Here is a 21,553-nt window from a genome sequence, read left to right on the forward strand (position 1 = left end):
GTCGTCACGGCGGGTCGACCTTCGTGATCACCGCGAGGAGTTGCAGCACGTCCCAGCCGCCCCAGCGGGCCACCCCCAGGGCCAGCCAGTGGCCTTCGACCTGCCACAGGTGCACGTCGGGCACGGTCTCGCTGAGGGACGCCCAGGGCTCCGGCACGTCACCCGAACCGGCCACGACGCGGGCGAAGGCACTGGCGAGGCTGATGATGTGGGGCTCGCCCCAGCGCGCGGTCAGGAGCACGGCGAGGGCGTCGCGCTCCGCCTCGTACTGCTCCTCCATGGCGTCGCGGGCCGTGCCGTCGTCGTCCTCCGCCGTCTCGTACGTGCGTAACTCCGCGATGTGGAAGCCGGGTCCGGCACGGACGGCCGTGGACCTGCCGGGCGCCTCGGGGAAGTCCCGGGCGCGCAGCAGGTCGATCGTCGCGAGGTGCTCTGCGCTGCTCATGCGATCCAGTAAAGCGGCCGCCACTGACAATCAGTCATCAACGCCGGGCCGGCAGCGGGCTGCCGGGGCCGTGCGGGGCAGCTCAGGCGTCCCTGCGGCGCACCGCCCACCAGCCCGCGAGCAGCGCGGCGCCCGCCCAGGCCGCCGTCACGGCGAGCCCCGTCCACGCGCCGAGGGTGCCCGTGGGGTCCGTGTGCAGGACCTGCTGTCCGGCCTTGTCGGGCAGGAACTGGGCGGCGCCGCCCGCGACGTCGCCGACCACGAAGGACACGATGAGGAGGAACGGGATCAGCAGACTGAGCACGGCGGTTCCGCTGCGCAGCAGGGTGGTGAGGCCCGCCGCGAACAGCGCCATCAGGGCCAGGTAGACCCCGCCGCCCAGGCAGGCGCGCAGCGCTCCGGGGTGGCCGAGCCCGATGGCGTACTCCCCCAGGAAGGCCTGGCCCGCGAGGAACGCGCCGAAGCAGGTGACGAGGCCGACGAGCAGGGCGGCCGCGCCGATGACGGCGGTCTTCGCGGCGTAGAACAGGCCGCGGCGCGGGACGGCCGCGAGCGAGACGCGCAGCGCCCCCGTCACGTACTCGGAGCCGACGGCGGCCGTGCCGAAGCTGATGGCCGCGATCTGGCCGAAGTTGAGGGCGTAGAAGGCGTCGAAGACGGGTTCGGCGTCGAGGTTGTCGGCCTCCGCCTTGCCGACGGTGGCGAACGCGAGGACGGTGATCGCGAGGGTCGCCGCGAACACCGCGAGGAGGGAGAGGAGCGTCGCCCGCAGCGACTTGATCTTGATCCACTCGGAGTGGAGCACGGCGGCGGTCGACATGGTCAGGCCTCCTGGCGGGTCGTGGTGGTCGCGGAGCCGGTGGGGCCCGCGGAGAATTCGGTCTCCTCGGCGGTGAGGGCCAGGTAGGCCTGCTCCAAGGAGGCCTCCTCGTCGGCGAGTCCGAGGATCGGCACGCCCTCGCGGGCGGCGAGGGCGCCGACCTCGGCGGCGCGGACGCCGTCCACCGTCCAGGCGCCGTCCTCGGCCTCGGTCAGCTCGTGTCCCGCGCGGGCCAGGGCGGCCCGCAGCCGTGCCGGGTCGCTGGTGCGGGCGCGCACGCGGGGGCTGCTGTGCGCGGTGATGAACTCCCGCATCGGCGTGTCCGTCAGGAGTCGGCCCTTGCCGAGGACGACGAGGTGGTCGGCGAACGTGGCGGTCTCGTTCATCAGGTGGCTCGACACGAGCACCGTGCGGCCCTCTCGGGCGAGGCGGCGCACGAGCTCGCGGATCCAGATGATCCCCTCGGGGTCGAGGCCGTTGGACGGCTCGTCCAGGAGGACCACGGCGGGGTCGCCGAGCAGGGCGGCCGCGATGCCGAGGCGCTGCCGCATGCCCAGCGAGAACGTCTTGATCCGCTGGTGCGCGACGGCGGCGAGGCCGGTCTCTTCGAGGACCTCGCCCACGCGCGGGGCGGCGATGCGGTTGCTGACGGCGAGTGCGCGCAGGTGGTCGCGGGCGGTGCGCGATCCGTGGGCGGCCTGCGCGTCGAGCAGGGCGCCGACCTGGCGCAGCGGCTCGTCGTACGTCGCGAAGGGGCGGCCGCCGACGGTGGCGGTGCCCGACGTGGGCCGGTCGAGGCCGAGCACGAGGCGCATCGTGGTGGACTTTCCGGCGCCGTTGGGGCCGAGGAAGCCGGTGACGCGGCCGGGCCGGACGCTGAAGGTCAGGTCGTCGACCGCGCGCCTGGTGCCGTACTCCTTGGTCAGCTGGTGGACGTCGATGCTGGTCATGGGGCAACCCTCGCGTCCCGCGCCGGGGCGGGGCCTCCCCCGGCCGAGGAGATCGTCTCCCCCGTGCGGGGGAGCCGGGCCACGCGCGCGTCCTGGCACGATGACCTGCATGATCCGCCTGTTGCGACCGCTGACCCGCGCGGTCACGTACACCCGTTGGCTGCATCTGCTCGTCGGCGGTCTCGTGGTGCTCGCCGTGGCCACGGTCCACGGGGTCGAGGACGCCACGGCCCGGGACTGGGTGGTCATCACGCTGCTGCCCGTGCCGTTGATGGCGGCGGTCGCCCTGGTGCCCGCGATGCGCCGGGCGGAGGGGCTCCAGGCGCGCCTGATGCTGTTCCCGGGGGCGCACGCGCGGGAGGCCCGGTCCGGGGACGAGGGGGCCGACGGGGAGGGCCCCGGCATCTCTGTGGCTCCCTCGGCGTCGTGGCGCGACCGCGGTCGGACCGCTGTGTGGCTCGTGGTGCGTCTGGAGCTGGGGTGGGGGCTCGGCGTCGCCTCGGTGCAGCTCATCGGGTACGCGCTGGCACTGCTCGGCACGACGTCCGAGGCCCCCGACGACGACGGCCTGTTCCTGCCCCGGCCCACCTCGGCGGCCTGGAACGCGCTGCTCCTGCCGCTGCCCCTGCTCGTCCTGAGCGTCCTGGTGGTCGCGGCGGGCGGCCTCGCCGCGGCCGCCGCGCGCAGCCTCCTGGGCCCGTCGCCGACCGAGCGTCTCGCGGCCCTGGAGGAGCGCACCGAGCAGCTTCTGGAGCGCAATCGCATCGCCCGCGAGCTGCACGACTCCATCGGGCACGCCCTGACCGTCGCCGTGGTGCAGGCGGGTGCCGCGCGGGCCGCCGCCGACGCGGACTTCACCGATCGCGCCCTGGAGGCGATCGAGGAGACGGGCCGCGACGCCCTGGAGGACCTGGAGCGGGTCCTGCGCGTGCTGCGGGAGGACGCCGAGCCCGCCCACCGGCGGCCGACCCTGGCCGCCGCGGACCGGCTCCTGGAGTCCGCGCGCACGGTGGGCGCCGAGGTCGACGCCGAGGTGTCGGGCCCGGTGGACGAGCTGCCGGGTCCGGTGTCGCGGGAGGGCTACCGCATGCTCCAGGAGGCCCTGACGAACGTCCTGCGGCACGCGGGCCCGGTTCCGGTCCGGGTGCGCGTCACGGTGTCCGGCGGCGCGCTGACCCTCGACGTGCGCAACGCCCTGCCGCGGCAGGCGGCCCCGGCCGGCCGGGGCGGCAGCGGTCTGCGCGGCATCCGCGAGCGCGCCGTGCTGCTCGGTGGCCGGGCGAGCACGGGGCCCGAGGACGGCGAGTGGCGGGTGCACGCCGAACTGCCGCTGCGCTGAGGGCCCCTGAGCCCCTGCCGGGCCCGGTGATCTAGGCTGGCCGGATGCCCGTGACCGTGCTCCTCGTCGACGACGAGCCCCTCGTCCGTGCGGGGCTGCGCGCCGTCCTGGAGGCGCAGCCCGACATCGAGGTCGTCGGGGAGGCGGCCGACGGCGCCGCCGTGATCCCCCTGGTGCGGCAGCTGCGCCCGGACGTCGTCGCGATGGACGTGCGCATGCCCCTCCTGGACGGCATCGAGGCCACGCGCGCGGTGCTGCGCACGGTGCAGGACCCGCCCAAGATCGTCGTCATCACGACCTTCGAGAACGACGAGTACGTGTACGAGGCGCTGCGCGCGGGTGCCGACGGCTTCCTCCTCAAGCGCGCACGGCCCGCGGAGATCGTGCACGCGGTGCGTCTGGTGGCCGAGGGCGAGTCACTGCTGTTCCCGGCCGCGGTGCGCCGCCTGGCGGCCAGCCACGGCGAGGAGCGGGGCGAGGAGGGCGCCCGGGCCGCGTTCGCGCGGGCGGGGCTCACCGGGCGGGAGGAGGAGGTGCTGCGCCTGATGGCGCGCGGCCTGTCGAACGCGGAGATCGCGGGGCGGCTCGTGGTCGGCACCGAGACGGTGAAGTCGCATGTGAGCGCGGTGCTCGCGAAGCTCGGCGCGCGGGACCGGACGCAGGCCGTGATCGTGGCCTACGAGTCCGGTTTCGTGGCTCCGGGGTGACGCGCGGCTCCAGAGAGGGCCGGTTCTCAGGGGGTCGGCGCGATCAGCACTCGCACTGGTGGACGGCTTCCGAGTACCATCCGCCCATCATGCGCATGGGATGGAAGGTAGGACGTTGGGGCGGCTGACCGGCGGAGATCCGTCTCTGCTACGGCGGATCAACTCCTCGGTGGTGCTGCACGCGCTGCGCGCCGCGGATTTCGCGACACTCACGGAGATCACCCGGGCGACGGGCCTGTCACGGCCCACCGTCGAAGGCGTGGTCGAAGGGCTGATCGAGGCCGGTCTCGTGGTGGAGACGGACGTGGACGACGGTGCCGCGCGGCGCCAGGGACGACCGGCACGGAAGTTCCGCTTCCGTGCGGAGGCGGGGCATCTGCTCGGTCTGGAGATCGGCCCGCACCGGGTGGCCGCCGTCCTGTCGGACCTGCACGGCAAGATCCTCGGCACGGCGGCCAAGGACGTCTCGGAGACGGCGTCGGCGGACGAGCGCCTGGAGCGGCTGCGCGGCGCGGTCGCCGATCTGCTGCGCCGCGCCGGGGTGGCCCGTGGCTCGCTGCGCGCCGTCGGCGTGGGCAGCCCCGGCATCGTGGAGGCGGACGGCTCGGTGCGGCTGAGCACGGCGCTGCCCGGCTGGACAGGGCTGCCGCTGGGCGAGCGGCTGCGCCGCTCCTTCAAGTGCCCGGTCCTGGTCGAGAACGACGCGAACGCGGCGGCCGTGGCCGAGCACTGGAAGGGCGCGGCGACGAAGTCGGACGACGTGGTGTTCGTCCTCGCCGGGCTGAGCCCGGGGGCGGGTTCGCTGATCGGCGGGCGCCTGCACCGCGGCTACGGCGGCGCGGCGGGCGAGATCGGCGCGCTGCACCTGCTGGGTCGTGAGGTGAAGCCGGAGACGCTGCTGTCGACCACGGACGAGCCGCTGCACCCGCTGGACGAGCAGGCCGTGGCGGAGGTGTTCGCGCACGCCCGGGAGGGCGACGAGCGGGCCCTCGCGGCGGTGGACCGCTTCATCCGGAGGCTGGTGCACGACGTGGCGGCGCTGGTCCTGGCGCTGGATCCGGAGCTGGTCGTGGTGGGCGGCTGGGCGGCGGGCCTGGACGGTGTCCTCGACCCGCTCCGCCGCGAGCTGGCCCGCTACTGCCTCAGGCCGCCCCGGGTGGCCCTGTCGATGCTGGGCGAGGCGGCCGTCGCGACGGGTGCGCTGCGTCTGGCGCTCGACCACGTGGAGGACGAGTTGTTCGCCGTGGAGGGCACGGTGTCCGCTTCGCGGTGATGTGCGGGCTCCCCGCGCCGCGCGCTCGTCCGCGAACGCCGGACGGGCTCGATGCCCGGCCGGCGCGGTCGTCCGTGCAGCAGGCCTCAGGAGGCCTGGCGCTCCGGGCCGTGGTGGATCTCCACCGCGCCCTGGTCGCCGAACGTGAGGCGGCAGGTGTCGGCCCGGTACGTGGCCACGGAGAGCGCCGCCGTGCGGCCGCCCGCGAGGAAGCGGGTGGTGACGACGAGGACCGGGGCGCCGGGCAGCCGGTCCAGGGCCCTGGCGTCGTCCGCGCGGGCCGAGCCGAGCTCGACGGCGCGGTCCTGGCCCTCGATGTCGAGCCGGGCGAGCTCCCGCAGCACGGCACGCGCGCGTGCCGGTCCTGCCGGGGCGTCGATGGCGGTGAGGTCGGGCACCGACGCCGACGGCACGTACAGCAGCTCGGCGGCGACGGGGTGGCCATGGGAGACGCGGGTGCGGCGGACCGTGTGGACGGGCTCGTCCGGGCCGGTCCCCAGGGCGCGGGCGACGTCGGCGGGCGGGACGGCGGCCTCGCTGTCGGCGGGCTGCCAGTCGTCGCCGGGCGCGCCGGGCCAGCCGCCCCGGTCGGTGCCGACGGCCACGCCCATGCGCGGCGGCGCCACGGTCGTGCCGACCCCGCGGCGGCGCTGGAGCCTGCCTTCCAGCTCCAGCTGCTCCAGGGCCTGGCGCAGGGTCGCGCGGGCGACGCCGAACCGGGCGGCGAGGTCCCGCTCGTTCGGAAGGATCTCGCCGACGGCGAACTCGGAGTCGAGTGCTTCGCTGAGCACGGTCTTGAGGTGCCAGTACTTCGGCTCCGGCACCGTTTCCAGCTGCGTGGTCCCCACCCTGTCCTCCGCAATCGCCGTGCGCAGGCGGCTTTTCAGCGCCTTGTTTATTAAAGGTTCCTGCACTATCTCAGCGACGATAGAGCCGCGCTCATCCTTGGTCAAGACCAATCCTGCTTCCGTTACTGCCCGCACAGAAGTGGTGCCACAGAGCATTCACGCGCTGTTCGCGCAGGGTCGACACCTCACGCCCTGGGGTGACGAAAACCGATACGTCGCCCATGGCCGCGCGCAACAGCAAGCCCCCGCCGGTGGCACGGGCGGGGGCTTGGTCCGGGGCGTCGGGAACCTAGGCGGAGAGACTCACGAGCTTGTCCGGATTCCGTACGATGTACACGTGCCGCACGCGCCCGTCGGCGACATCCAGCTGGAAGACGCTGTCCACCTTGCCGTCCACCACGAAGGCGACGGAGGCGGCGCCGTTGAGCTCCAGGAAGCGGAACTCGACCCGCTCGGCGCCCGGGACGCTCTTCTTCGTCACGCCCAGGACGAAGCGGCCCACCTTGTCGGCCGACTCCAGGGTCCGCAGCGGCGCCCTGACCTTGCCGCCGCTGTCGCCGACCAGGCGCACGTCCGGGGCGAGCAGCGACATCAGCCCGTCCAGGTCGCCCTCCAGGGCCGCGGCGAGGAACCGCTCGGTCAGGTCGCGCCGCTCGGCGGGGTCGACCTCGTAGCGCGGCCTGCCCTCGTCGACGTGCTTGCGGGCGCGCCCGGCGAGCTGGCGCACGGCAGCCTCGGTGCGGTCGAGGGTGACGGCGATCTCGGCGTACGGGAACCCGAAGGCCTCGCGGAGCACGAACACCGCGCGCTCCAGGGGTGAGAGGGACTCCAGGACGACGAGGACGGCGAGCGACACGGAGTCGGCGAGCACGGCCCGCTCGGCGGTGTCGGGGACGGTCGGCCCGAAGTCGGTGACGTAGGGCTCGGGCAGCCAGGGCCCCACGTAGGACTCGCGGCGCGACTGCACGTGCCGGAGCCGGTCGATGGCCAGGCGGGTGGTGACGCGCACCAAGTAGGCACGCGGTTCGCGCACTTGCTCCTGGTCGGCGTGGGACCAGCGCAGCCAGGCGTCCTGGACGACGTCCTCCGCGTCGGCCACGCGGCCGAGCATGCGGTAGGCGACGCCCAGGAGGACGGGCCGGTGTTCTTCGAAGACGTCGGTCGCGGTGTCGGTAGCCACGCTCCCATCCCAGCTCACCGGCCCTTGGCTGTCCACCCGCGGCGGTCCGGGCGGACGAGGATCACAGCCTGGGGCGGCCGGGCGTTCCCGGCCGGTGCGGGACGGCCCCTTGAACTCGACGCTACTGAAGGGTAATTGTTGCTGACAAGCTGTCTAAGTCAGGAGTGGTCATGGCCGCAGAGGTGGCAGATGTCACGTTCGCCGTCGAGTCGCCCGGCGGGTCGCGCACGGTGACCGTCTCCTACCGGCGCACGGGTGACGGCGCTCCCCTGCTGCTCCTGCACGGCATCGGGCACCACCGCCAGGCCTGGGACCCGGTCGTGGACATCCTGGCGGCCGAGCGCGACGTGATCGCCGTGGACCTGCCGGGCTTCGGCGTGTCACCGCCGCTCCCGGACGGCCTCGCGTACGGCCTGTCGTCGGTGGTGCCCGCGCTCGCGGCGCTGTGCGCGGCCCTGGACGTCGAGCGGCCGCACGTGGCGGGCAACTCGCTGGGCGGCCTGCTCGCCCTGGAGCTCGGCCGCGAGAAGCTCGTACGGTCCGTCACGGCGCTGTCCCCCGCCGGGTTCTGGACCCGGGCCGAGCGGCGGTACGCGTTCGTGACCCTGCTCGCGATGCGGCGCGCGGCGTCCGCCCTGCCGGTGCCCGCGATCGAACGCCTCTCCCGCAGCGCCGCGGGCCGCACGGCCCTGACGAGCACCATCTATGCCCGCCCCGCGCGCCGGACTCCGGAGGCCGCCGTCGCCGAGACGCTGGCGCTGCGGTACGCGACCGGGTTCGAGCAGACCCTGGCCGCGGGGCGCGACGTGGTGTTCCGGGACGACGTGCCGGACCTTCCGGTGACGATCGCCTGGGGCACCCGTGACCGCCTGCTCCTGCGCCGCCAGGGCGTGCGCGCCAAGCGGACCATTCCCGGGGCCCGGCTCGTCCGGCTGCCCGGCTGCGGGCACGTGCCGATGAACGACGACCCCGCGCGCGTGGCGCGCGTCATCCTCGACACGAGCCGCTGACGCGCGGGCGGGCGGGCGTCAGGAGTTGGACCACGCGCGCGTGGAGAGCACCAGGCGGTAGCCGTCGGGGTCCTCGACGGTGACGCCCCACTCGTTCCAGTACGGGTTGGGCGACAGGACGCGCTTGCCGCCGTGGGCTTCGAGGCGCGCGACGAGGTCGTCCGGCACCTCGCCGTCCACGTAGACGACGAGGAGGTCCTCCTCGGTGGGCCGGGAGTCCACGGGCGCCCCGTGCACGAGCTCCAAGTGCCAGGAGGCGTCCGGCCAGCCGACCATGAGCAGCGCGTGCTCGCCGGGGCCGCCCTCGTCCTTGCAGTAGACGACGCTCAGGCCGAGCCCCTCGACCCAGAACCGCTCCGCCGCGGCGAGGTCACGGGAGGGGCGGGCGATGCGGATGTGGCTCGAACCGTTGACGGGCACGGGTACTCCTTGCGTCCTGCTGAGGTGCGGCCCGCCCTGTCGCGCGCCGTCCGGGCCACTGTAGAAAACAGTGGATCTTGTCACCATCGGGCCCCGGTCCCGGTACTCGGGGCGCGCGGCGTACGCCTTCGGGACTAGGTCCTTCCCGGCGGACAGGCGTCGGGTGCGGAGGTGCCCGCGCGGCGGTTCCCCTGGAGCCATGGCCAGTTGTTCACTTGGGGTTCGCGTGCGAGCCGTGACACGAAAGTAAACGTGACTTCGCACACCGAACGACCGCCGTCCTTGGAGGCGCCCTCATGTCACACCGTCCGTCGAGCCCGTCCCCGCGCCGCCGCAGCGTGCTGCGCGGCTCGCTCGCCGTGCCCGCGGCGCTGGCCGTGCCCGCCGTGTCCGCGCTCGGCGGCGCCGCCCCGGCCTTCGCCCTCTCCGGGCGCCCCAGCGCCCGATGGGGCGCGCAGGCCGGTGACGTGGGCGCGCACTCGGGTCTGGTGTGGGTCCGCTCCGACCGCCCGGCCCGCATGATCGTGGAGACCTCCGCCACCGAGTCGTTCCGCAGACCCAAGCGCTGGTACGGGCCGCTGCTCGGCCCCCGCACCGACTTCACGGGAACGACGCGGCTGCGCGAGCTGCCCGCCGGCGAACAGATCCACTACCGCGTGCTCCTGGCCGATCCGGACGACTACAGGCGCACGAGCAAGCCGGTCACGGGTACGTTCCGCACGGTCTCCCGCTCGCGCAAGGACGACGTGCGCTTCCTGTGGTCGGGCGACATCGCGGGCCAGGGCTGGGGCATCAACCCCGACCTCGGCGGCTGGCGCGTGTACGAGGAGATGCGCCGGCGCAACCCGGACTTCTTCCTGTGCAGCGGCGACAACATCTACGCCGACGGCCCCATCCAGGCGAGCGTCACGCTGCCCGACGGGCGGGTGTGGCGGAACGTCACCACGGAAGAGAAGTCGAAGGTCGCCGAGACCCTCGCGGAGTTCCGCGGCAACTTCCGCTACAACCTGCTCGACGAGCACGTGCGCCGCTTCAACGCCCAGGTGCCCTCCATCGTGCAGTGGGACGACCACGAGGTGCGCAACAACTGGTACCCGGGGCAGATCCTGGAGGACCCGCGCTACACGGAGAAGAACGTCGACGTCCTCGCGGGCCGTTCGCTGCGGGCGTTCAGCGAGTACTACCCGATCTCGACCCAGCGCCCCGGCGACAAGGACGGGCGGGTGTACCGGGTGCTGCGGCACGGCCCGCTCCTGGACGTGTTCGTGCTCGACATGCGCACGTACCGCAACGCGAACTCGCCGAACCGGCAGCCCGACGACGCCACCGGCATCCTCGGCGCCGAGCAGCTCGCCTGGCTCAAGCGGGAGCTGTCGCGCTCGCGCGCGGTGTGGAAGGTGATCGCCTCCGACATGCCGCTGGGCCTGGTCGTCGCGGACGGCGCGAAGAACTTCGAGGCCGTCGCGCAGGGGGACCCGGGCGCCCCACTGGGCCGTGAGCTGCAGATCGCCGAGCTGCTGCGGCACATCAAGCACCGCAGGATCACCGGCACGGTGTGGCTGACGGCCGACGTGCACTACACCTCGGCGCAGCACTACGACCCGTCGCGCGCGGCGTTCAAGGACTTCGCGCCGTTCTGGGAGTTCGTGTCGGGTCCGCTGGCCGCGGGCGGCTTCCCCGCGGTGAAGCTCGACGGAACCTTCGGCCCGGACCAGACGTTTGTCAAAGCACCGGACCGGCCCAACACCTCGCCGGCGGAGACGCCTCCGTACTACGGGGAGGTGGACATCGACGGCGGCAGCGGCGAGTTGACGGTGCGGCTGCGGCAGCAGGGCGGCGGCGTGCTCTTCACCAAGGTGCTGCAGCCGGGGCGCGTGGGCCAGTGAGGCTCCGGCGGGCGCGTCCGCCGGCGAGCGCTCGCGGGTGCTTCCGTTGGCGCGTACCGATGGGGGCTTCCGCCGGTGAAGTGCTGGACGGCACGTCCACCGGTGCGCCACGGTGGACGCGGTGCCGCTGACGGCCCGCGGTCGGTGACGACGCGCGGGCCGACGGCGGCCGCGGAACCGTCGCGGGCCCCGGGGGCCCGGGACGGTCGCACGGGTCGGACGGACCGAGAGGTCAGTGACGATCAATGGGCCGGTGACGGCCGACGGGGGAGATCGATGGACCATCACGGTGAACTAAAAGGAATGAAAGCGACAGAACCGCACTTAACCCATCAGACACAAGACGTTCGTGATCACGCAACACCCTTGGGCCACAGTGGCCGTATGACTGCTGACATGCCTGAGGTGACACGGAGCAAGGACGGTCGACCGGTGCACCACTGGCGCCGGGACGTCGTCGAACTGGCCGCGCTGTTCACGGCCGTGGCCGTCGCGGACGCCGTGGCGAATCTCGTGGGGCACGGCCCGGACGGGCCCGAGCTGCTGCTCGTCTCGGCCGTCGTCCTGGTCGTCACGGCCGGGTTCCACACCTGGTGGGCGCGGCGCCATACCCACGCACCGCCCGGCACGGGCGATCCCGATACCGGCGCCCGGCCCTCCGCCGTGGAGGACCGGGCCACCGGCCCGGCACCGTCCCCGGACGGATCGACGCTGTGGCGCATGCGGACGACCGTGCGCGACGAGCCGGGTTCGCTCGCCGCGCTGTGCACGGCGCTCGCGCACGCGCGCGTGGACATCCTCAGCCTGCAGACGCACCCGCTGGCCGACGGCACGGTCGACGAGTTCCTGCTGCGCGCACCCGCGGCGCTCCCCGCGGCGGACCTCACGCGGGCGATCGCCGCGGCGGGCGGATCGAGCACCTGGATCGAGCGGGCGGACGCGCACGACCTGGTGGACGCGCCCACGCGCATCCTGAGCCTCGCCACGCGCACGGCCCTGGACGCCGCCGAACTGCCGCTCGCGCTGCGCCAGTTGCTGGGCCGCTGCACGATCCGTCTGCTGCCCGCCCGGCGCGGGCAGGACGGCGAGGCGGTGCCGGTGGAGGGCGCCTGGGGCGGCACGGTCCTGCGCCTACGGGCCCCCGAAGGCGGAGTGATCACGGTCGAGCGTCCACATCTGCCGTTCACGCCCACGGAGTTCGCCCGCGCGCGGGCCCTGGTGGAGCTGGACGCCAGGCTCGGCCCCCGCGTGCCGCGCGGCGAGGACGTCCTCACCCTCGCCGAGGGCAACGACATCACGGTCAGCCGCGCCGACACCGCCGACCTGGACGCCGCGAAGGCCATGCACGAGCGCTGCTCCCCGCGCACCCTGGGCATGCGCTACCACGGCCCGGTGGAGGACGCCGACCGCTATCTCAACCACCTGTTGAGCCCGCGCTTCGGCCGCACCCTGGCCGCGCGCACGGCCTCCGGCCGCGTCGTCGGCCTCGGCCATCTGCTGTGGGACGGCGACGAGACGGAGATCGCCCTGCTCGTCGAGGACGCGTGGCAGCGCCGCGGCATCGGCCGTGAACTGCTCGCCCGTCTCGTCGCGATGGCCGTGGAGGCGGGCTGCGACAACGTGTACGCGGTGACGCAGTCGTCCAACACCGGCATGGTCGCGGCGATGCGCGGCCTCGCCCTGCCCCTCGACTTCCAGATCGAGGAGGGCACGCTTGTCATCACCGCCCGCCTGGACGCGACACCGGTGCGCTCGCACCTTCCGTACGACAGCCACCAGTAGTCCCACGCGACACCGGCGGCCCCGCCGGGGCCCGGGCATCCCGGGCCCCGGCGGGGTGCCCGCGCGAGGTCAGGCCGCGGTGTCCGGGGCGAGGTGGGAGGCGGCCATGTCCATGTCGCCGTGCCCGGCCTCGGCCGCCCGCTCGAACCGCCGCAGCCCGGCCGCCGTGACGTCCACCGGTACGCCCGCGGAGCGCGCGGCCTCGACCACCAGGCGCGCATCCTTGGCCGCGTTGACCACGGAGAAGCTGGGCGCGTGGTCGCCCGCGAGCATGGCGGCAGCCTTGGCCCGGAAGAACGGACTGTCCAGGGGCCCGCCCGCGATCACGTCCACGACGAGCGCGGGATCGACGCCCAGGCCCTCGGCCAGGGCCAGGCTCTCCGCCGCGCCATGGGTGAGCGCGAACACGAAGCCGTTCAGGGCCAGTTTGAGGCGGCTCGCGGCGCCGTGCTCCTCGGAGACCCACACCGTGCGGCTGCCGATGGCGTCGAAGACCGGCTCCGCCCGCTCCCGCCCGGCCTGCGGACCGGAGGCCAGGACGACGAGCTGCCCGTTCTCCGCGGGCTGCTTCGTGCCCTGCACCGGGGCGTCGTACAGGACGAGCCCGTGGTGCTCGGCGAAGCCCGCCAGGTCGTCGGCGGCGGCCACGCCCACGGTGCTGAGCTGGGTCCAGACCGTGCCCGGCGCGAGGCACGGCGCCGCGGCCTCCATGACCTCGCGCACCGCGGGCCCGTCCTTGAGCACCGTCACCACGACGTCGGCGCCCGCCACGGCCGCGGCCGGGTCGGCGTGTGCCTCCACACCGTCGAGCGCGGCGAGTTCGGCGGCCTTGGCGGGCGTGCGGTTCCACACGCTCACGGCGAACGCGCCGCGCAGGTTGCGCGCCACGGGGGCGCCGATGGTGCCGGTGCCGAGCACGGCGACCTTCTGCTGTGACATGAGGTTCCTTTCGAGCGATTTTTCTTGACTGAACGTTCCATTATTTGGGCATGCGAAAGGCCGCCAAGGCTTAGGGAGCGCTCGCCGCGCGCGGCCGAGCCCGTCCTTTCCGGCAGGCCCCGGCCCGGCCGCCCCGTCAGTCCAGGAGCGCCAGCGCCTGCTCCGCCGCGTCGCGCACCCGCTCCTGCCCGCCGGAGACCTTCCCGACCACGCGGATGCCCTGGAGCAGGACGAGCAGCATGCGGGCGAGGGCGCGCGGATCGCGGTCGTCCGGGAGTTCGCCCTGCGCCTGGGCGCGGATGAGCGCGGAGCGCAGCAGCGTCTCCAGGCCCTCCCAGTTCCGCTCGACCCTGCGGTCCGCCGCCTCGTCGTGCGGGGCCAGCTCCGCGGCCGTGTTGGTGATGAAGCAGCCGGTGCGGCGGCGGTCGGCGGCCGTGGCCTCGGCGGCGAAGCGGCGCACGAGGCTCCGCACGCCGGGCAGCGCGGGCCCGGGTCGCGACAGCTCGTCGAGCAGCTCGGGCTCCCGCGTCTCCACGTACCGGTCCAGGGCCTTCAGATACAGCTCGTGCTTGTTGCCGAAGGTCGCGTAGATGCTGGCGCGGCCGATGCCGAGGTGCGCGACGAGGTCCGCCATGGACGTCGCCTCGTACCCCCGGCTCCAGAACAGGTCGAGCGCCGACCGGAGCGCCACGTCGGGGTCGAATTCCTTGGTTCTGGCCATGGCACAGAAGCTAGCCGCAACTGGAACGACCAGTCAAACAAAAGCGGGGTGCGGCGCCCACCTGGCGAGCACGCCCCCTCCCGCACCCCCTGCCCGCGCCTCGCCCGCACCCCCCACCCGTGACGCGCACCCCGGTCTCGTATCAGGATGTCCGCATGTCAGACACGAAGATCGCAAGCACCACGACCGACCAGGGCCCGCTGCCCCGCGAGGTCGCCGACGCCTACGTCGACGCCCTGGTCGCCCTCGACCCCGTCACCGGCACCTACCTCGGCGTCAAGGAGAGCCACAGCAAGCTGCCCGACCTCTCCCCCGCGGGCCACGCGGCCCGGGCGGCGCTCCTGCGCACCACCCTCGCGCGGCTCGACGAGGCCGAGGCGCGCCCCGGGGCCGACACCGCGATCGAGCGGCGCTGCGGGCGGCTGCTGCGCGAGCGCCTGACGGCGGAGCTCGCCGTGCACGAGGCCGACGAGCCCCTGCGGGCCGTCGGCAACCTGGGCACCCCGCCGCACGAGGTGCGGGAGATCTTCACGGTGACGCCGGCCGAGACCGAGGAGGACTGGGCGGCGATCGCCGAGCGGCTGCGCGCCGTGCCCGCCGCGTACGAGGGCTACCGCGCTTCGCTCGCGCTCGGCCTCGAACGGGGTCTGCCGGGCGCGCCGCGGCCGACGGCGACGTTCGTCGAGCAGCTCACGGAGTGGGTGGGGCCGCAGGACGGGCGCGGCTGGTTCGAGGAGTTCGCGGCGGCCGGGCCCGCGTCCCTGCGCGGCGAGCTCGACGCGGCAGCGAAGGCGGCGACGGGCGCGGTCGTGGCCCTGCGCGACTGGATGCGGGACGTGTACGCGCCCGCCGTCGCCGGTGCACCCGACACGGTGGGCCGCGAGCGCTACGCGCTCCTGTCCCGCTTCTTCAACGGTACGGACCTGGACCTGGACGAGGCGTACGCCTACGGCTGGGCGGAGTACCACCGGCTGCTCGGCGAGATGCGGGCCGAGGCCGAGAAGATCCTGCCCGGCGCGGCCACGCCGTGGGTGGTGCTCGCGCACCTGGACGAGCACGGCACGCACATCGAGGGCGTGGACGAGGTCAAGGAGTGGCTCCAGGGCCTGATGGACGAGGCCATCGAGGCGCTGGACGGCACCCACTTCGAACTGGCCGAGCGGGTACGGAAGGTGGAGTCCCGCATCGCCCCGCCCGGCGGTGCCGCGGCCCCGTACTACACGCCTCCGTCGGAGGACTTCTCCCGGCCCGGCCGGACCTGGCTGCCGACGATGGGCCTGTCCCGCTTCCCGGTGTACGACCTGGTGTCGACCTGGTACCACGAGGGCGTGCCGGGGCACCATCTGCAGCTCGCGCAGTGGGTGCACGTCGCCGACGACCTGTCCCGCTACCAGGCGACCGTCGGCATCGTCAGCGCCAACGCCGAGGGCTGGGCGCTGTACGCGGAGCGCCTCATGGACGAACTGGGCTTCCTCACCGACCCGGAGCGGCGGCTCGGCTATCTGGACGCGCAGATGATGCGCGCCCTGCGCGTGATCGTCGACATCGGCATGCACCTGGAGCTCGAGATCCCGGCGGACTGCGACTTCCACCCGGGCGAGCGGTGGACCCCCGACCTGGCGCAGGAGTTCTACGACGCCCGCTCCAGCCGCCCGTCGGACTACGTGGAGAGCGAGATGACCCGCTATCTGACGATCCCGGGCCAGGCCATCGGCTACAAGCTCGGCGAGCGCGCCTGGCTGCTCGGCAGGGAGAACGCGCGGCGCCGCCACGGGGACGCCTTCGACGCGAAGGCCTGGCACATGGCGGCGCTGTCCCAGGGCTCGCTGGGGCTCGACGACCTGGTGGACGAGCTGTCGGCACTCTGACCGGCGGCTCACGGACCCCCGGCGCCGTACGCCCCTCGCGACGGCGACGGCGGCTTCAGCAGCCGCAGTCGCCGTCCAGGGGGGCCGTCAGGGGGTCCGGCTCGCGCCGGTCCTGGCCCTCCCACGTCTCGTACGCGAAGCCCTCGCGGGCCCAGTACTCGAAGCCGCCGAGCATCTCCTTGACCTGGAAGCCGAGTTCGGCGAGGGCGAGGGCGGCGCGCGTCGCGCCGTTGCATCCGGGGCCCCAGCAGTAGGTGACGACGGGCACCGACTTGTCGAGGAGGGCCTCCGCCTGCTCGGGGATGAGGGCGGTGGGGAGGTGGACGGCGCCCGGGACGTGGCCCTGGTCCCAGGACTCGGTGGAGCGGGAGTCGAGGACGACGAAACCGGGGTCGCCGTCGGCGGCGAGCGCGGCGGCGACGTCCGAGACGTCGGCGTGGAAGGCGAGGCTGGCACCGAAGTAAGCGGCGGCCGTGGCGGGAGCGGCCGGAGGCACACGGAGGACGGCGTTCGGGGCGGTGGCGTTCGGGGCGGTGGCGCTCACGGCGGTGATCGTGTTCATGGCCAAAAATCTACGGGCCGTACGCTCGGCGCTGAACTCGTGATTCCCGGCGTACCTCTTGATCGGCCGGGGATTTCCCTGTTTCCTCTCGGGCATGACCGGTTATTCCACGGACGCCACCGACTGGCGCATCCTCGACGTCCTCCAGCGGGAAGGACGCGCCAGCTTCGCGGAGCTCGCGCGGGCCGTCTCGATGTCCCCGAGCGCCGTCACCGAGCGGGTGCGGCGCCTGGAGGAGGCGGGCGTGATCCAGGGGTACGCGGCCGTGGTCGACCCGGAGCGGCTCGGCCTGCCGATCCTCGCGTTCGTGCGGCTCCGCTACCCGAACGGCAACTACAAGCCGTTCCACGACCTGGTCGACGCGACGCCCGAGATCCTGGAGGCGCACCACGTCACCGGGGACGACTGCTTCGTCATCAAGGTCGCCGCGCGCTCGATGCGGCACCTGGAGGAGGTCTCCGGCAAGATAGGCGCGCTCGGCGCGGTGACGACGAGCATCGTCTACTCCTCTCCCCTGCCGAGGCGCCCGCTGGGGCGCTGACCCCGCACGGCCGCCGGCCCCGCACGACCGCCGCCCTCATCCGGCGCCGCGCTGGCGCACCACCGACCCCTCGCGCCCCTTGACGACCTCCAGCTGCGCGTGCACCCGGCGGCGCAGGTCGGCGACGTGGCTGACGATGCCCACGCTGCGGTCCCGCTCGCGCAGGGAGTCAAGGACGTCGAGGACCTCGTCGAGGGTCTGGTCGTCCAGGGTGCCGAAGCCCTCGTCGATGAAGAGGGTGTCCAGGCGGACGCCGCCCGCCTCGTCCGTGACGACGTCCGCGAGGCCGAGGGCGAGGGCGAGGGACGCGAAGAACGTCTCGCCGCCGGAGAGCGTCGAGGTGTCCCGCTCGCGGCCCGTCCAGGCGTCGACGACGTGCAGGCCGAGGCCGGAGCGGCCGCGGCCGGTGCGGTCGGCGGAGTGGACCAGGGTGTAGCGCCGCGAGGACATGCGGAGCAGCCGGGCGGTGGCCGCCGCTGCGACCTGTTCGAGACGGGCGGCGAGGACGTACGCCTCCAGGCGCATCTTGCGTTCGTTGTCCGCCGAGGTGCCCGCGGCGAGCATGGCGAGGCGGGTCACGCGGTCGTACTCCTCGCGCAGCGGCGCGATCCCGCGGGCCGCCGCGGCCGAGCGGGCGGAGAGCCGGTCGAGGTCGGCGCCGCGCCGGGCGGCGGCGTCGCAGCCGGACGCTGCGGCGCGCGCTCGCAGCTCCGCGGCCTCGGCAGCGGCTTCGGCGGCGGCCAGGGGCGCGGCCGGGAGCCGGGCCGCGGCGGCCGCGTCCGGCTCGGCGAGCAGCGCGCGGACCGCCGCCTCCTCCCGCTGCCAGGCGTCGACGCGGTGCTGGAGCTCCCGGTGCCGGGCGTCGTCCAGGAGCGCCGCGGCAGCGGCGGCCGGGGTGTCGAACCCGGCGCGGAAGGCGGCGTCGGCGAGGCGGGCGTCGGCGTCCTTCAGGCGCTGGGCGGTGTCGTCGGCGGTGCGCACGGCGTCGGCCGCCTCGGTGAGGAGGGCGGCCGCGCGCTCCAGTTGGGCGGCGCGCTCGGCGACGCTCGCGCAGCCTCCGCGGGCGTGGGCCAGCTCGTCCGCCAGGGCGGTCCGCTCCCGCTCCAGGGCGTCGCGCAGCGCGGCGCGGGAGTCGACGCGGCGCGCGGCCTCCTGCTGGGCCGTGACCCTGCGGTCGTGCTCGCGCTCGGCCCGGGCGAGCGCCTCGCGTGCGGCGTGCAGGCCGGACGCGCGGGCGCGGGCGCTCCCGTGGTCCTGGCGCAACCGGGCCACGGACGCGGCCAGTTCGGCCACGGGTGTGTCCGAGGCGGCGGCGGTGGCCGCGGCGAGCTCGGCGCGGACGTCGGCGTGCTCGCGCTCGGCCCGCTGAGCGGCCTCCTCGGCGCGCTGGTGGGCGGCGAGCGCGGCCTCCTCCGTGGCGCGGTCCACATGTCCCTCGGCCCTGCGGGCGGGCGCGGGGTGCTCGGTGGCGCCGCACACCGCGCACGGGGCCCCGTCGGCGAGGTGCGCGGCGAGCTCGGCGGCGATGCCCGCCAGCCGCCGCTCCTTGAGGGTGAGCCCGTGCTCGTGGGCCCGGGCGGCGTGCTCGCGGGCGGTGACGGCGCGCTCCCTGGCCGTGGCGGCCGCCTCGGTGAGTTCGTCGCGGCGCCGGGCGGCGTCCAGCCGCTCCTGGGCGGGCTGCAGTTGACCGGCCAGGTGCTCGGTGCGGGTGGCCGCCTCCTGGGCGGCTTCGATGTCCTGCTGGAGGCGGGTGCGGGTGCCGTCCCAGCCGGCGAGCCAGCCCTCGGCCTCCTGGAGGAGGTCGTCGTCGGCCCTCTCCTGACGGTCGAGGTCGGCGCGCTGCGCGGACAGGTCGCCCAGGCGGTGCTCGGCGCGGCGGGCCGAGGCGAGGCCGCCGAGCTCCTCACTGGCCTTGCGGGCGGCGCTCGCGAGGCCTGCCGCGCTCTCGTCGGCGTACCGGGCGGGGAGGCGTCCGCGCGCGTGTGCCTCGGCGGCGGTGGCACGCCGGTGGTCGGCGTCGATGTCGGCGCGCAGCGCGAGGGCGGGGGCGACGGCTTCCGCCTTGCGGCCCTGCTCCATGCGGGCGAGCACGCGACGGTGGTCCCCCGCGTGCTCCTCCAGGCGGGCCGCCCGCTCCTCGGCGTCGGCGAACCTCCTCTGCAGCCGCGCCCGTTCGCGTACGTCGTCGAGCTCGGCGGCCGCGGCGGCGCGGGCGGACTCGGCCTGGGCGAGGGCGCAGCGCGCGGCGGTGTGCCGCTCGCGGGCGCCGGAGCGGGCCACGGCGGCCCAGGCGAGGACGGCGTCGGCGAGCCCGGGGGCGCCGGGCTCGACGTCCGGCAGGGGCAGCTCGGCACCGGCGTCGCCGGGCGCGGCTCCCGCCGCCTGCTGCATGCGGTGGGCGTCCGCGAGGAGGGCCGCGTCGGCCTCGCGGACCTGGGCCTCGGCGGCGCGGCGCCGCTCGGCGAGCCGCTGCTCGACGGAGGCGAACCTGCGGGTGTCGAAGAGCCGCCCGAGGAGCTTGCCGCGGGCCTCCGCGTCCGCCCGCAGGAAGCGCGCGAAGTCGCCCTGCGGCAACAGCACGACCTGGCAGAACTGCTCCTTGCTCATGCCGAGCAGCTGGGTGATCTCCTCGCCGATCTCCTGGTGGGAGCGGCTGAGGTCCTTCCAGGTCCCGGTGCCCGCGGCCGGGTCGTCCTTGGTGGGGACGTGCTCCCGCAGCCAGCTCTGCGCCTTGTCCGTCGTGGTGCCCGTGCCCCGCTTCTTGGGACGCTCCCACGGGGGCTGCCGGGTGATCTCCAGGCGGCGTCCCGCCACGGTCAGTTCGAGGCGCACCTCCGTGCGGGCGTCCGGGCGGGCGTGGTCGCTGCGCAGCGTGACGCCCTGGCCGCTGCCCTGGCGGGGCCCCGGCACCGAGCCGTACAGCGCGTAGCACACGGCGTCCAGGACGGAGGTCTTTCCGGCACCCGTCGGGCCGTGCAGCAGGAAGAGCCCGGCGGCGGACAGCTCGTCGAAGTCGATGTCCTGGGGGGTGCCGAAGGGGCCGAAGGCAGTGATCCGCAGCCGGTGCAGTCTCATCCGGCCACCTCGCGCAGCACGTCGTCGGCGCGGACGGCGTCGAACGCGTCGCGCAGCACCGCCCGCTCCCGGTCGTCGGGGCCCGCGCCGCGCACATGGGTCACGAAGTCCTCCGCGATCTGCTGGTCGGTGCGGTCCTTGAGGCGCCGCGCGTACGACACACCGGGCTCCTCGGGGGCGCGGGCCGGGTCGAAGACGAGGCTGAGGGTGTGCGGGAAGCGCTCGCAGAGCCGGGCCATCGGCTCGTCCGGGCGCACGGGGTCGGTGAGGGTCGCCTCGATCCAGGCGTCCTCGTGCCGGGCGAGGGCCGGGTCGGCGAGGAGGTCCTGGAGGTCGCCCCTGACGCGGGCGAGGGGCCGGGGCACCGGGCAGTCGACGCGCTCGGCGGCGGTCAGTCCGCCCGCCGCGTCGAGCTCGACGAGCCACATGCTCTTGCGGTGGTCGGCCTCGGAGAAGGAGTACGCCAGGGGGGAGCCGCTGTAGCGGACGCGCTCGTCGATGATCTGGCTGCCGTGCAGATGGCCGAGGGCCACATAGTCGACGCCTTCGAAGACGGCGGAGGGCACGGAGGCGACGCCGCCGACGGTGATGTCCCGCTCGCTGTCGCTGATCTCGCCGCCGGTCACGAAGGCGTGGGCGAGGACGACGGAGCGGGTGCCGTCGGGCCTGGCGGCCAGGTCGGCCCGCACCCGGTCCATGGCGGCGCCGAGCACCGCCTCGTGTCCGGCGCGCTCGACGCCGAACTCGTCCTTCACCAGGGCGGGCTCCAGATACGGCAGGCCGTAGAAGGCCACGTCCCCGTGGGCGTCGGCGAGCACCACGGGCTCGCCGACGCCTGCCGGGTCGGTGCGCAGGTGGATGCCCGCGCGGTCGATGAGTCCGGCGCCCACGCCGAGGCGCCGCGCCGAGTCGTGGTTCCCGGAGATCATGACCGTGGGCACGCCGAGGTCGGCGAGGTGGTGCAGGGCGTCGTCGAACAGCTCGACGGCGGCGAGCGGGGGCACTGCCCGGTCGTACACGTCTCCCGACACGACGACGGCGTCCACCGCGCGCTCGCGGACGGTGGCGACGAGATGGCCGACGAACGCGGCCTGCGCGTCGAGCATGCTCACCCGGTGCAGGGCCCGGCCGAGATGCCAGTCGGAAGTGTGCAGGAGCCTCATGGCCCCCGAGACTAACGGCCGGGT

Annotated in this window: 18 protein-coding genes and 1 pseudogene; 8 read left to right on the top strand and 11 right to left on the bottom strand. The window is 74.6% G+C overall.

Going from position 1 to position 21,553, the window contains the following annotated elements; genetic code table 11:
* Positions 1-4 precede the first annotated feature (4 nt).
* From MQV74_RS07320 to MQV74_RS07330, 3 genes are all read right to left on the bottom strand, one after another.
* Positions 5-445: a hypothetical protein gene (locus tag MQV74_RS07320; protein ID WP_242715218.1), complete on the bottom strand. Its 441-nt coding sequence runs from the start codon at positions 443-445 to the stop codon at positions 5-7.
* A gap of 82 nt (positions 446-527) precedes the next feature.
* Entirely contained in the window at positions 528-1,265 is a 738-nt protein-coding gene (locus MQV74_RS07325) for an ABC transporter permease (RefSeq protein WP_242715219.1), read from the bottom strand.
* A 2-nt stretch (positions 1,266-1,267) separates the two neighbouring features.
* Positions 1,268-2,215 (bottom strand): ABC transporter ATP-binding protein, encoded by a 948-nt coding sequence (locus MQV74_RS07330; protein WP_242715220.1) that lies wholly within the window; start codon positions 2,213-2,215, stop codon positions 1,268-1,270.
* A 109-nt stretch (positions 2,216-2,324) separates the two neighbouring features.
* Between MQV74_RS07330 and MQV74_RS07335 the strand changes: the two genes are divergently transcribed.
* The 3 genes from MQV74_RS07335 to MQV74_RS07345 all read left to right on the top strand — a co-directional run bounded on the left by MQV74_RS07335 (position 2,325) and on the right by MQV74_RS07345 (position 5,534).
* The gene (locus MQV74_RS07335; RefSeq protein WP_242715221.1) at positions 2,325-3,554 is read left to right on the top strand and encodes a sensor histidine kinase; all 1,230 of its coding nucleotides are present in this window, start codon (positions 2,325-2,327) and stop codon (positions 3,552-3,554) included.
* Between the two features lie 44 nt (positions 3,555-3,598).
* Positions 3,599-4,261 carry a response regulator transcription factor gene (locus MQV74_RS07340; RefSeq protein WP_242715222.1) on the top strand — a complete coding sequence of 221 codons (663 nt, stop codon included), beginning with the start codon at positions 3,599-3,601 and terminating at the stop codon, positions 4,259-4,261.
* Positions 4,262-4,376: 115 nt separating this feature from the next.
* Complete coding sequence (locus MQV74_RS07345; RefSeq protein ID WP_242728528.1) at positions 4,377-5,534, top strand: ROK family transcriptional regulator; 1,158 nt, start codon at positions 4,377-4,379, stop codon at positions 5,532-5,534.
* An 86-nt stretch (positions 5,535-5,620) separates the two neighbouring features.
* Here MQV74_RS07345 and MQV74_RS07350 read toward each other — a convergent pair whose 3' ends face one another.
* A complete protein-coding gene (locus tag MQV74_RS07350; protein ID WP_242728529.1) occupies positions 5,621-6,382 on the bottom strand; it encodes a GntR family transcriptional regulator in 762 nt (253 codons plus the stop codon).
* A gap of 289 nt (positions 6,383-6,671) precedes the next feature.
* Entirely contained in the window at positions 6,672-7,562 is an 891-nt protein-coding gene (locus MQV74_RS07355; protein WP_242715223.1) for an RNA polymerase sigma-70 factor, read from the bottom strand.
* Positions 7,563-7,732: 170 nt separating this feature from the next.
* On the opposite strand from MQV74_RS07355, the gene MQV74_RS07360 reads away from it, so the two are divergent.
* Positions 7,733-8,572 carry an alpha/beta fold hydrolase gene (locus MQV74_RS07360; RefSeq protein WP_242715224.1) on the top strand — a complete coding sequence of 280 codons (840 nt, stop codon included), beginning with the start codon at positions 7,733-7,735 and terminating at the stop codon, positions 8,570-8,572.
* Between the two features lie 18 nt (positions 8,573-8,590).
* On the opposite strand, the gene MQV74_RS07365 is transcribed toward MQV74_RS07360, so the two are convergent.
* On the bottom strand, positions 8,591-8,992 hold the full coding sequence (locus MQV74_RS07365) for a VOC family protein (RefSeq protein ID WP_242715225.1): 402 nt from the start codon (positions 8,990-8,992) through the stop codon (positions 8,591-8,593).
* A 296-nt stretch (positions 8,993-9,288) separates the two neighbouring features.
* Between MQV74_RS07365 and MQV74_RS07370 the strand changes: the two genes are divergently transcribed.
* Positions 9,289-10,878, top strand: a complete 1,590-nt coding sequence (locus MQV74_RS07370) for an alkaline phosphatase D family protein (protein WP_242715226.1) — start codon at positions 9,289-9,291, stop codon at positions 10,876-10,878.
* 396 nt (positions 10,879-11,274) lie between these two features.
* Positions 11,275-12,660, top strand: coding sequence for a GNAT family N-acetyltransferase (locus MQV74_RS07375; protein ID WP_242715227.1), 1,386 nt, complete (start codon positions 11,275-11,277; stop codon positions 12,658-12,660).
* A gap of 69 nt (positions 12,661-12,729) precedes the next feature.
* On the opposite strand, the pseudogene MQV74_RS07380 reads toward MQV74_RS07375, so the two are convergent.
* Together MQV74_RS07380 and MQV74_RS07385 are read right to left on the bottom strand one after the other, a co-directional pair.
* Positions 12,730-13,629, bottom strand: a pseudogene (locus tag MQV74_RS07380) (NAD(P)-dependent oxidoreductase); the annotation flags it as partial.
* A 106-nt stretch (positions 13,630-13,735) separates the two neighbouring features.
* The gene (locus tag MQV74_RS07385) at positions 13,736-14,320 is read right to left on the bottom strand and encodes a TetR/AcrR family transcriptional regulator (RefSeq protein WP_242715229.1); all 585 of its coding nucleotides are present in this window, start codon (positions 14,318-14,320) and stop codon (positions 13,736-13,738) included.
* Between the two features lie 155 nt (positions 14,321-14,475).
* On the opposite strand from MQV74_RS07385, the gene MQV74_RS07390 reads away from it, so the two are divergent.
* Complete coding sequence (locus MQV74_RS07390) at positions 14,476-16,188, top strand: DUF885 domain-containing protein (protein WP_242715230.1); 1,713 nt, start codon at positions 14,476-14,478, stop codon at positions 16,186-16,188.
* 55 nt (positions 16,189-16,243) lie between these two features.
* Here MQV74_RS07390 and MQV74_RS07395 read toward each other — a convergent pair whose 3' ends face one another.
* Positions 16,244-16,750 (bottom strand): rhodanese-like domain-containing protein, encoded by a 507-nt coding sequence (locus MQV74_RS07395; RefSeq protein ID WP_242715231.1) that lies wholly within the window; start codon positions 16,748-16,750, stop codon positions 16,244-16,246.
* A 94-nt stretch (positions 16,751-16,844) separates the two neighbouring features.
* Between MQV74_RS07395 and MQV74_RS07400 the strand changes: the two genes are divergently transcribed.
* Positions 16,845-17,291, top strand: a complete 447-nt coding sequence (locus tag MQV74_RS07400; protein WP_242715232.1) for an Lrp/AsnC family transcriptional regulator — start codon at positions 16,845-16,847, stop codon at positions 17,289-17,291.
* Between the two features lie 36 nt (positions 17,292-17,327).
* On the opposite strand, the gene MQV74_RS07405 is transcribed toward MQV74_RS07400, so the two are convergent.
* Together MQV74_RS07405 and MQV74_RS07410 are read right to left on the bottom strand one after the other, a co-directional pair.
* Positions 17,328-20,366, bottom strand: coding sequence for an AAA family ATPase (locus tag MQV74_RS07405; RefSeq protein ID WP_242715233.1), 3,039 nt, complete (start codon positions 20,364-20,366; stop codon positions 17,328-17,330).
* A complete protein-coding gene (locus tag MQV74_RS07410; RefSeq protein WP_242715234.1) occupies positions 20,363-21,529 on the bottom strand; it encodes an exonuclease SbcCD subunit D in 1,167 nt (388 codons plus the stop codon). The genes MQV74_RS07405 and MQV74_RS07410 overlap by 4 nt, the downstream gene beginning before the upstream one ends.
* Positions 21,530-21,553: the final 24 nt, after the last annotated feature.

Origin of the sequence: Streptomyces sp. AN091965 (assembly GCF_022698285.1) — a bacterium.
GTDB lineage: Bacteria > Actinomycetota > Actinomycetes > Streptomycetales > Streptomycetaceae > Streptomyces.

Excerpts from the sequence above, each read along its gene's own strand:
- MQV74_RS07320 (WP_242715218.1), bottom strand. The coding sequence starts at position 445 with ATGAGCAGCGCAGAGCACCTCGCGACGATCGACCTGCTGCGCGCCCGG.
- MQV74_RS07325 (WP_242715219.1), bottom strand. The coding sequence starts at position 1,265 with ATGTCGACCGCCGCCGTGCTCCACTCCGAGTGGATCAAGATCAAGTCG.
- MQV74_RS07330 (WP_242715220.1), bottom strand. The coding sequence starts at position 2,215 with ATGACCAGCATCGACGTCCACCAGCTGACCAAGGAGTACGGCACCAGG.
- MQV74_RS07335 (WP_242715221.1), top strand. The coding sequence starts at position 2,325 with ATGATCCGCCTGTTGCGACCGCTGACCCGCGCGGTCACGTACACCCGT.
- MQV74_RS07340 (WP_242715222.1), top strand. The coding sequence starts at position 3,599 with ATGCCCGTGACCGTGCTCCTCGTCGACGACGAGCCCCTCGTCCGTGCG.
- MQV74_RS07360 (WP_242715224.1), top strand. The coding sequence starts at position 7,733 with ATGGCCGCAGAGGTGGCAGATGTCACGTTCGCCGTCGAGTCGCCCGGC.
- MQV74_RS07370 (WP_242715226.1), top strand. The coding sequence starts at position 9,289 with ATGTCACACCGTCCGTCGAGCCCGTCCCCGCGCCGCCGCAGCGTGCTG.
- MQV74_RS07375 (WP_242715227.1), top strand. The coding sequence starts at position 11,275 with ATGCCTGAGGTGACACGGAGCAAGGACGGTCGACCGGTGCACCACTGG.
- MQV74_RS07385 (WP_242715229.1), bottom strand. The coding sequence starts at position 14,320 with ATGGCCAGAACCAAGGAATTCGACCCCGACGTGGCGCTCCGGTCGGCG.
- MQV74_RS07390 (WP_242715230.1), top strand. The coding sequence starts at position 14,476 with ATGTCAGACACGAAGATCGCAAGCACCACGACCGACCAGGGCCCGCTG.
- MQV74_RS07395 (WP_242715231.1), bottom strand. The coding sequence starts at position 16,750 with ATGAACACGATCACCGCCGTGAGCGCCACCGCCCCGAACGCCACCGCC.
- MQV74_RS07400 (WP_242715232.1), top strand. The coding sequence starts at position 16,845 with ATGACCGGTTATTCCACGGACGCCACCGACTGGCGCATCCTCGACGTC.
- MQV74_RS07405 (WP_242715233.1), bottom strand. The coding sequence starts at position 20,366 with ATGAGACTGCACCGGCTGCGGATCACTGCCTTCGGCCCCTTCGGCACC.
- MQV74_RS07410 (WP_242715234.1), bottom strand. The coding sequence starts at position 21,529 with ATGAGGCTCCTGCACACTTCCGACTGGCATCTCGGCCGGGCCCTGCAC.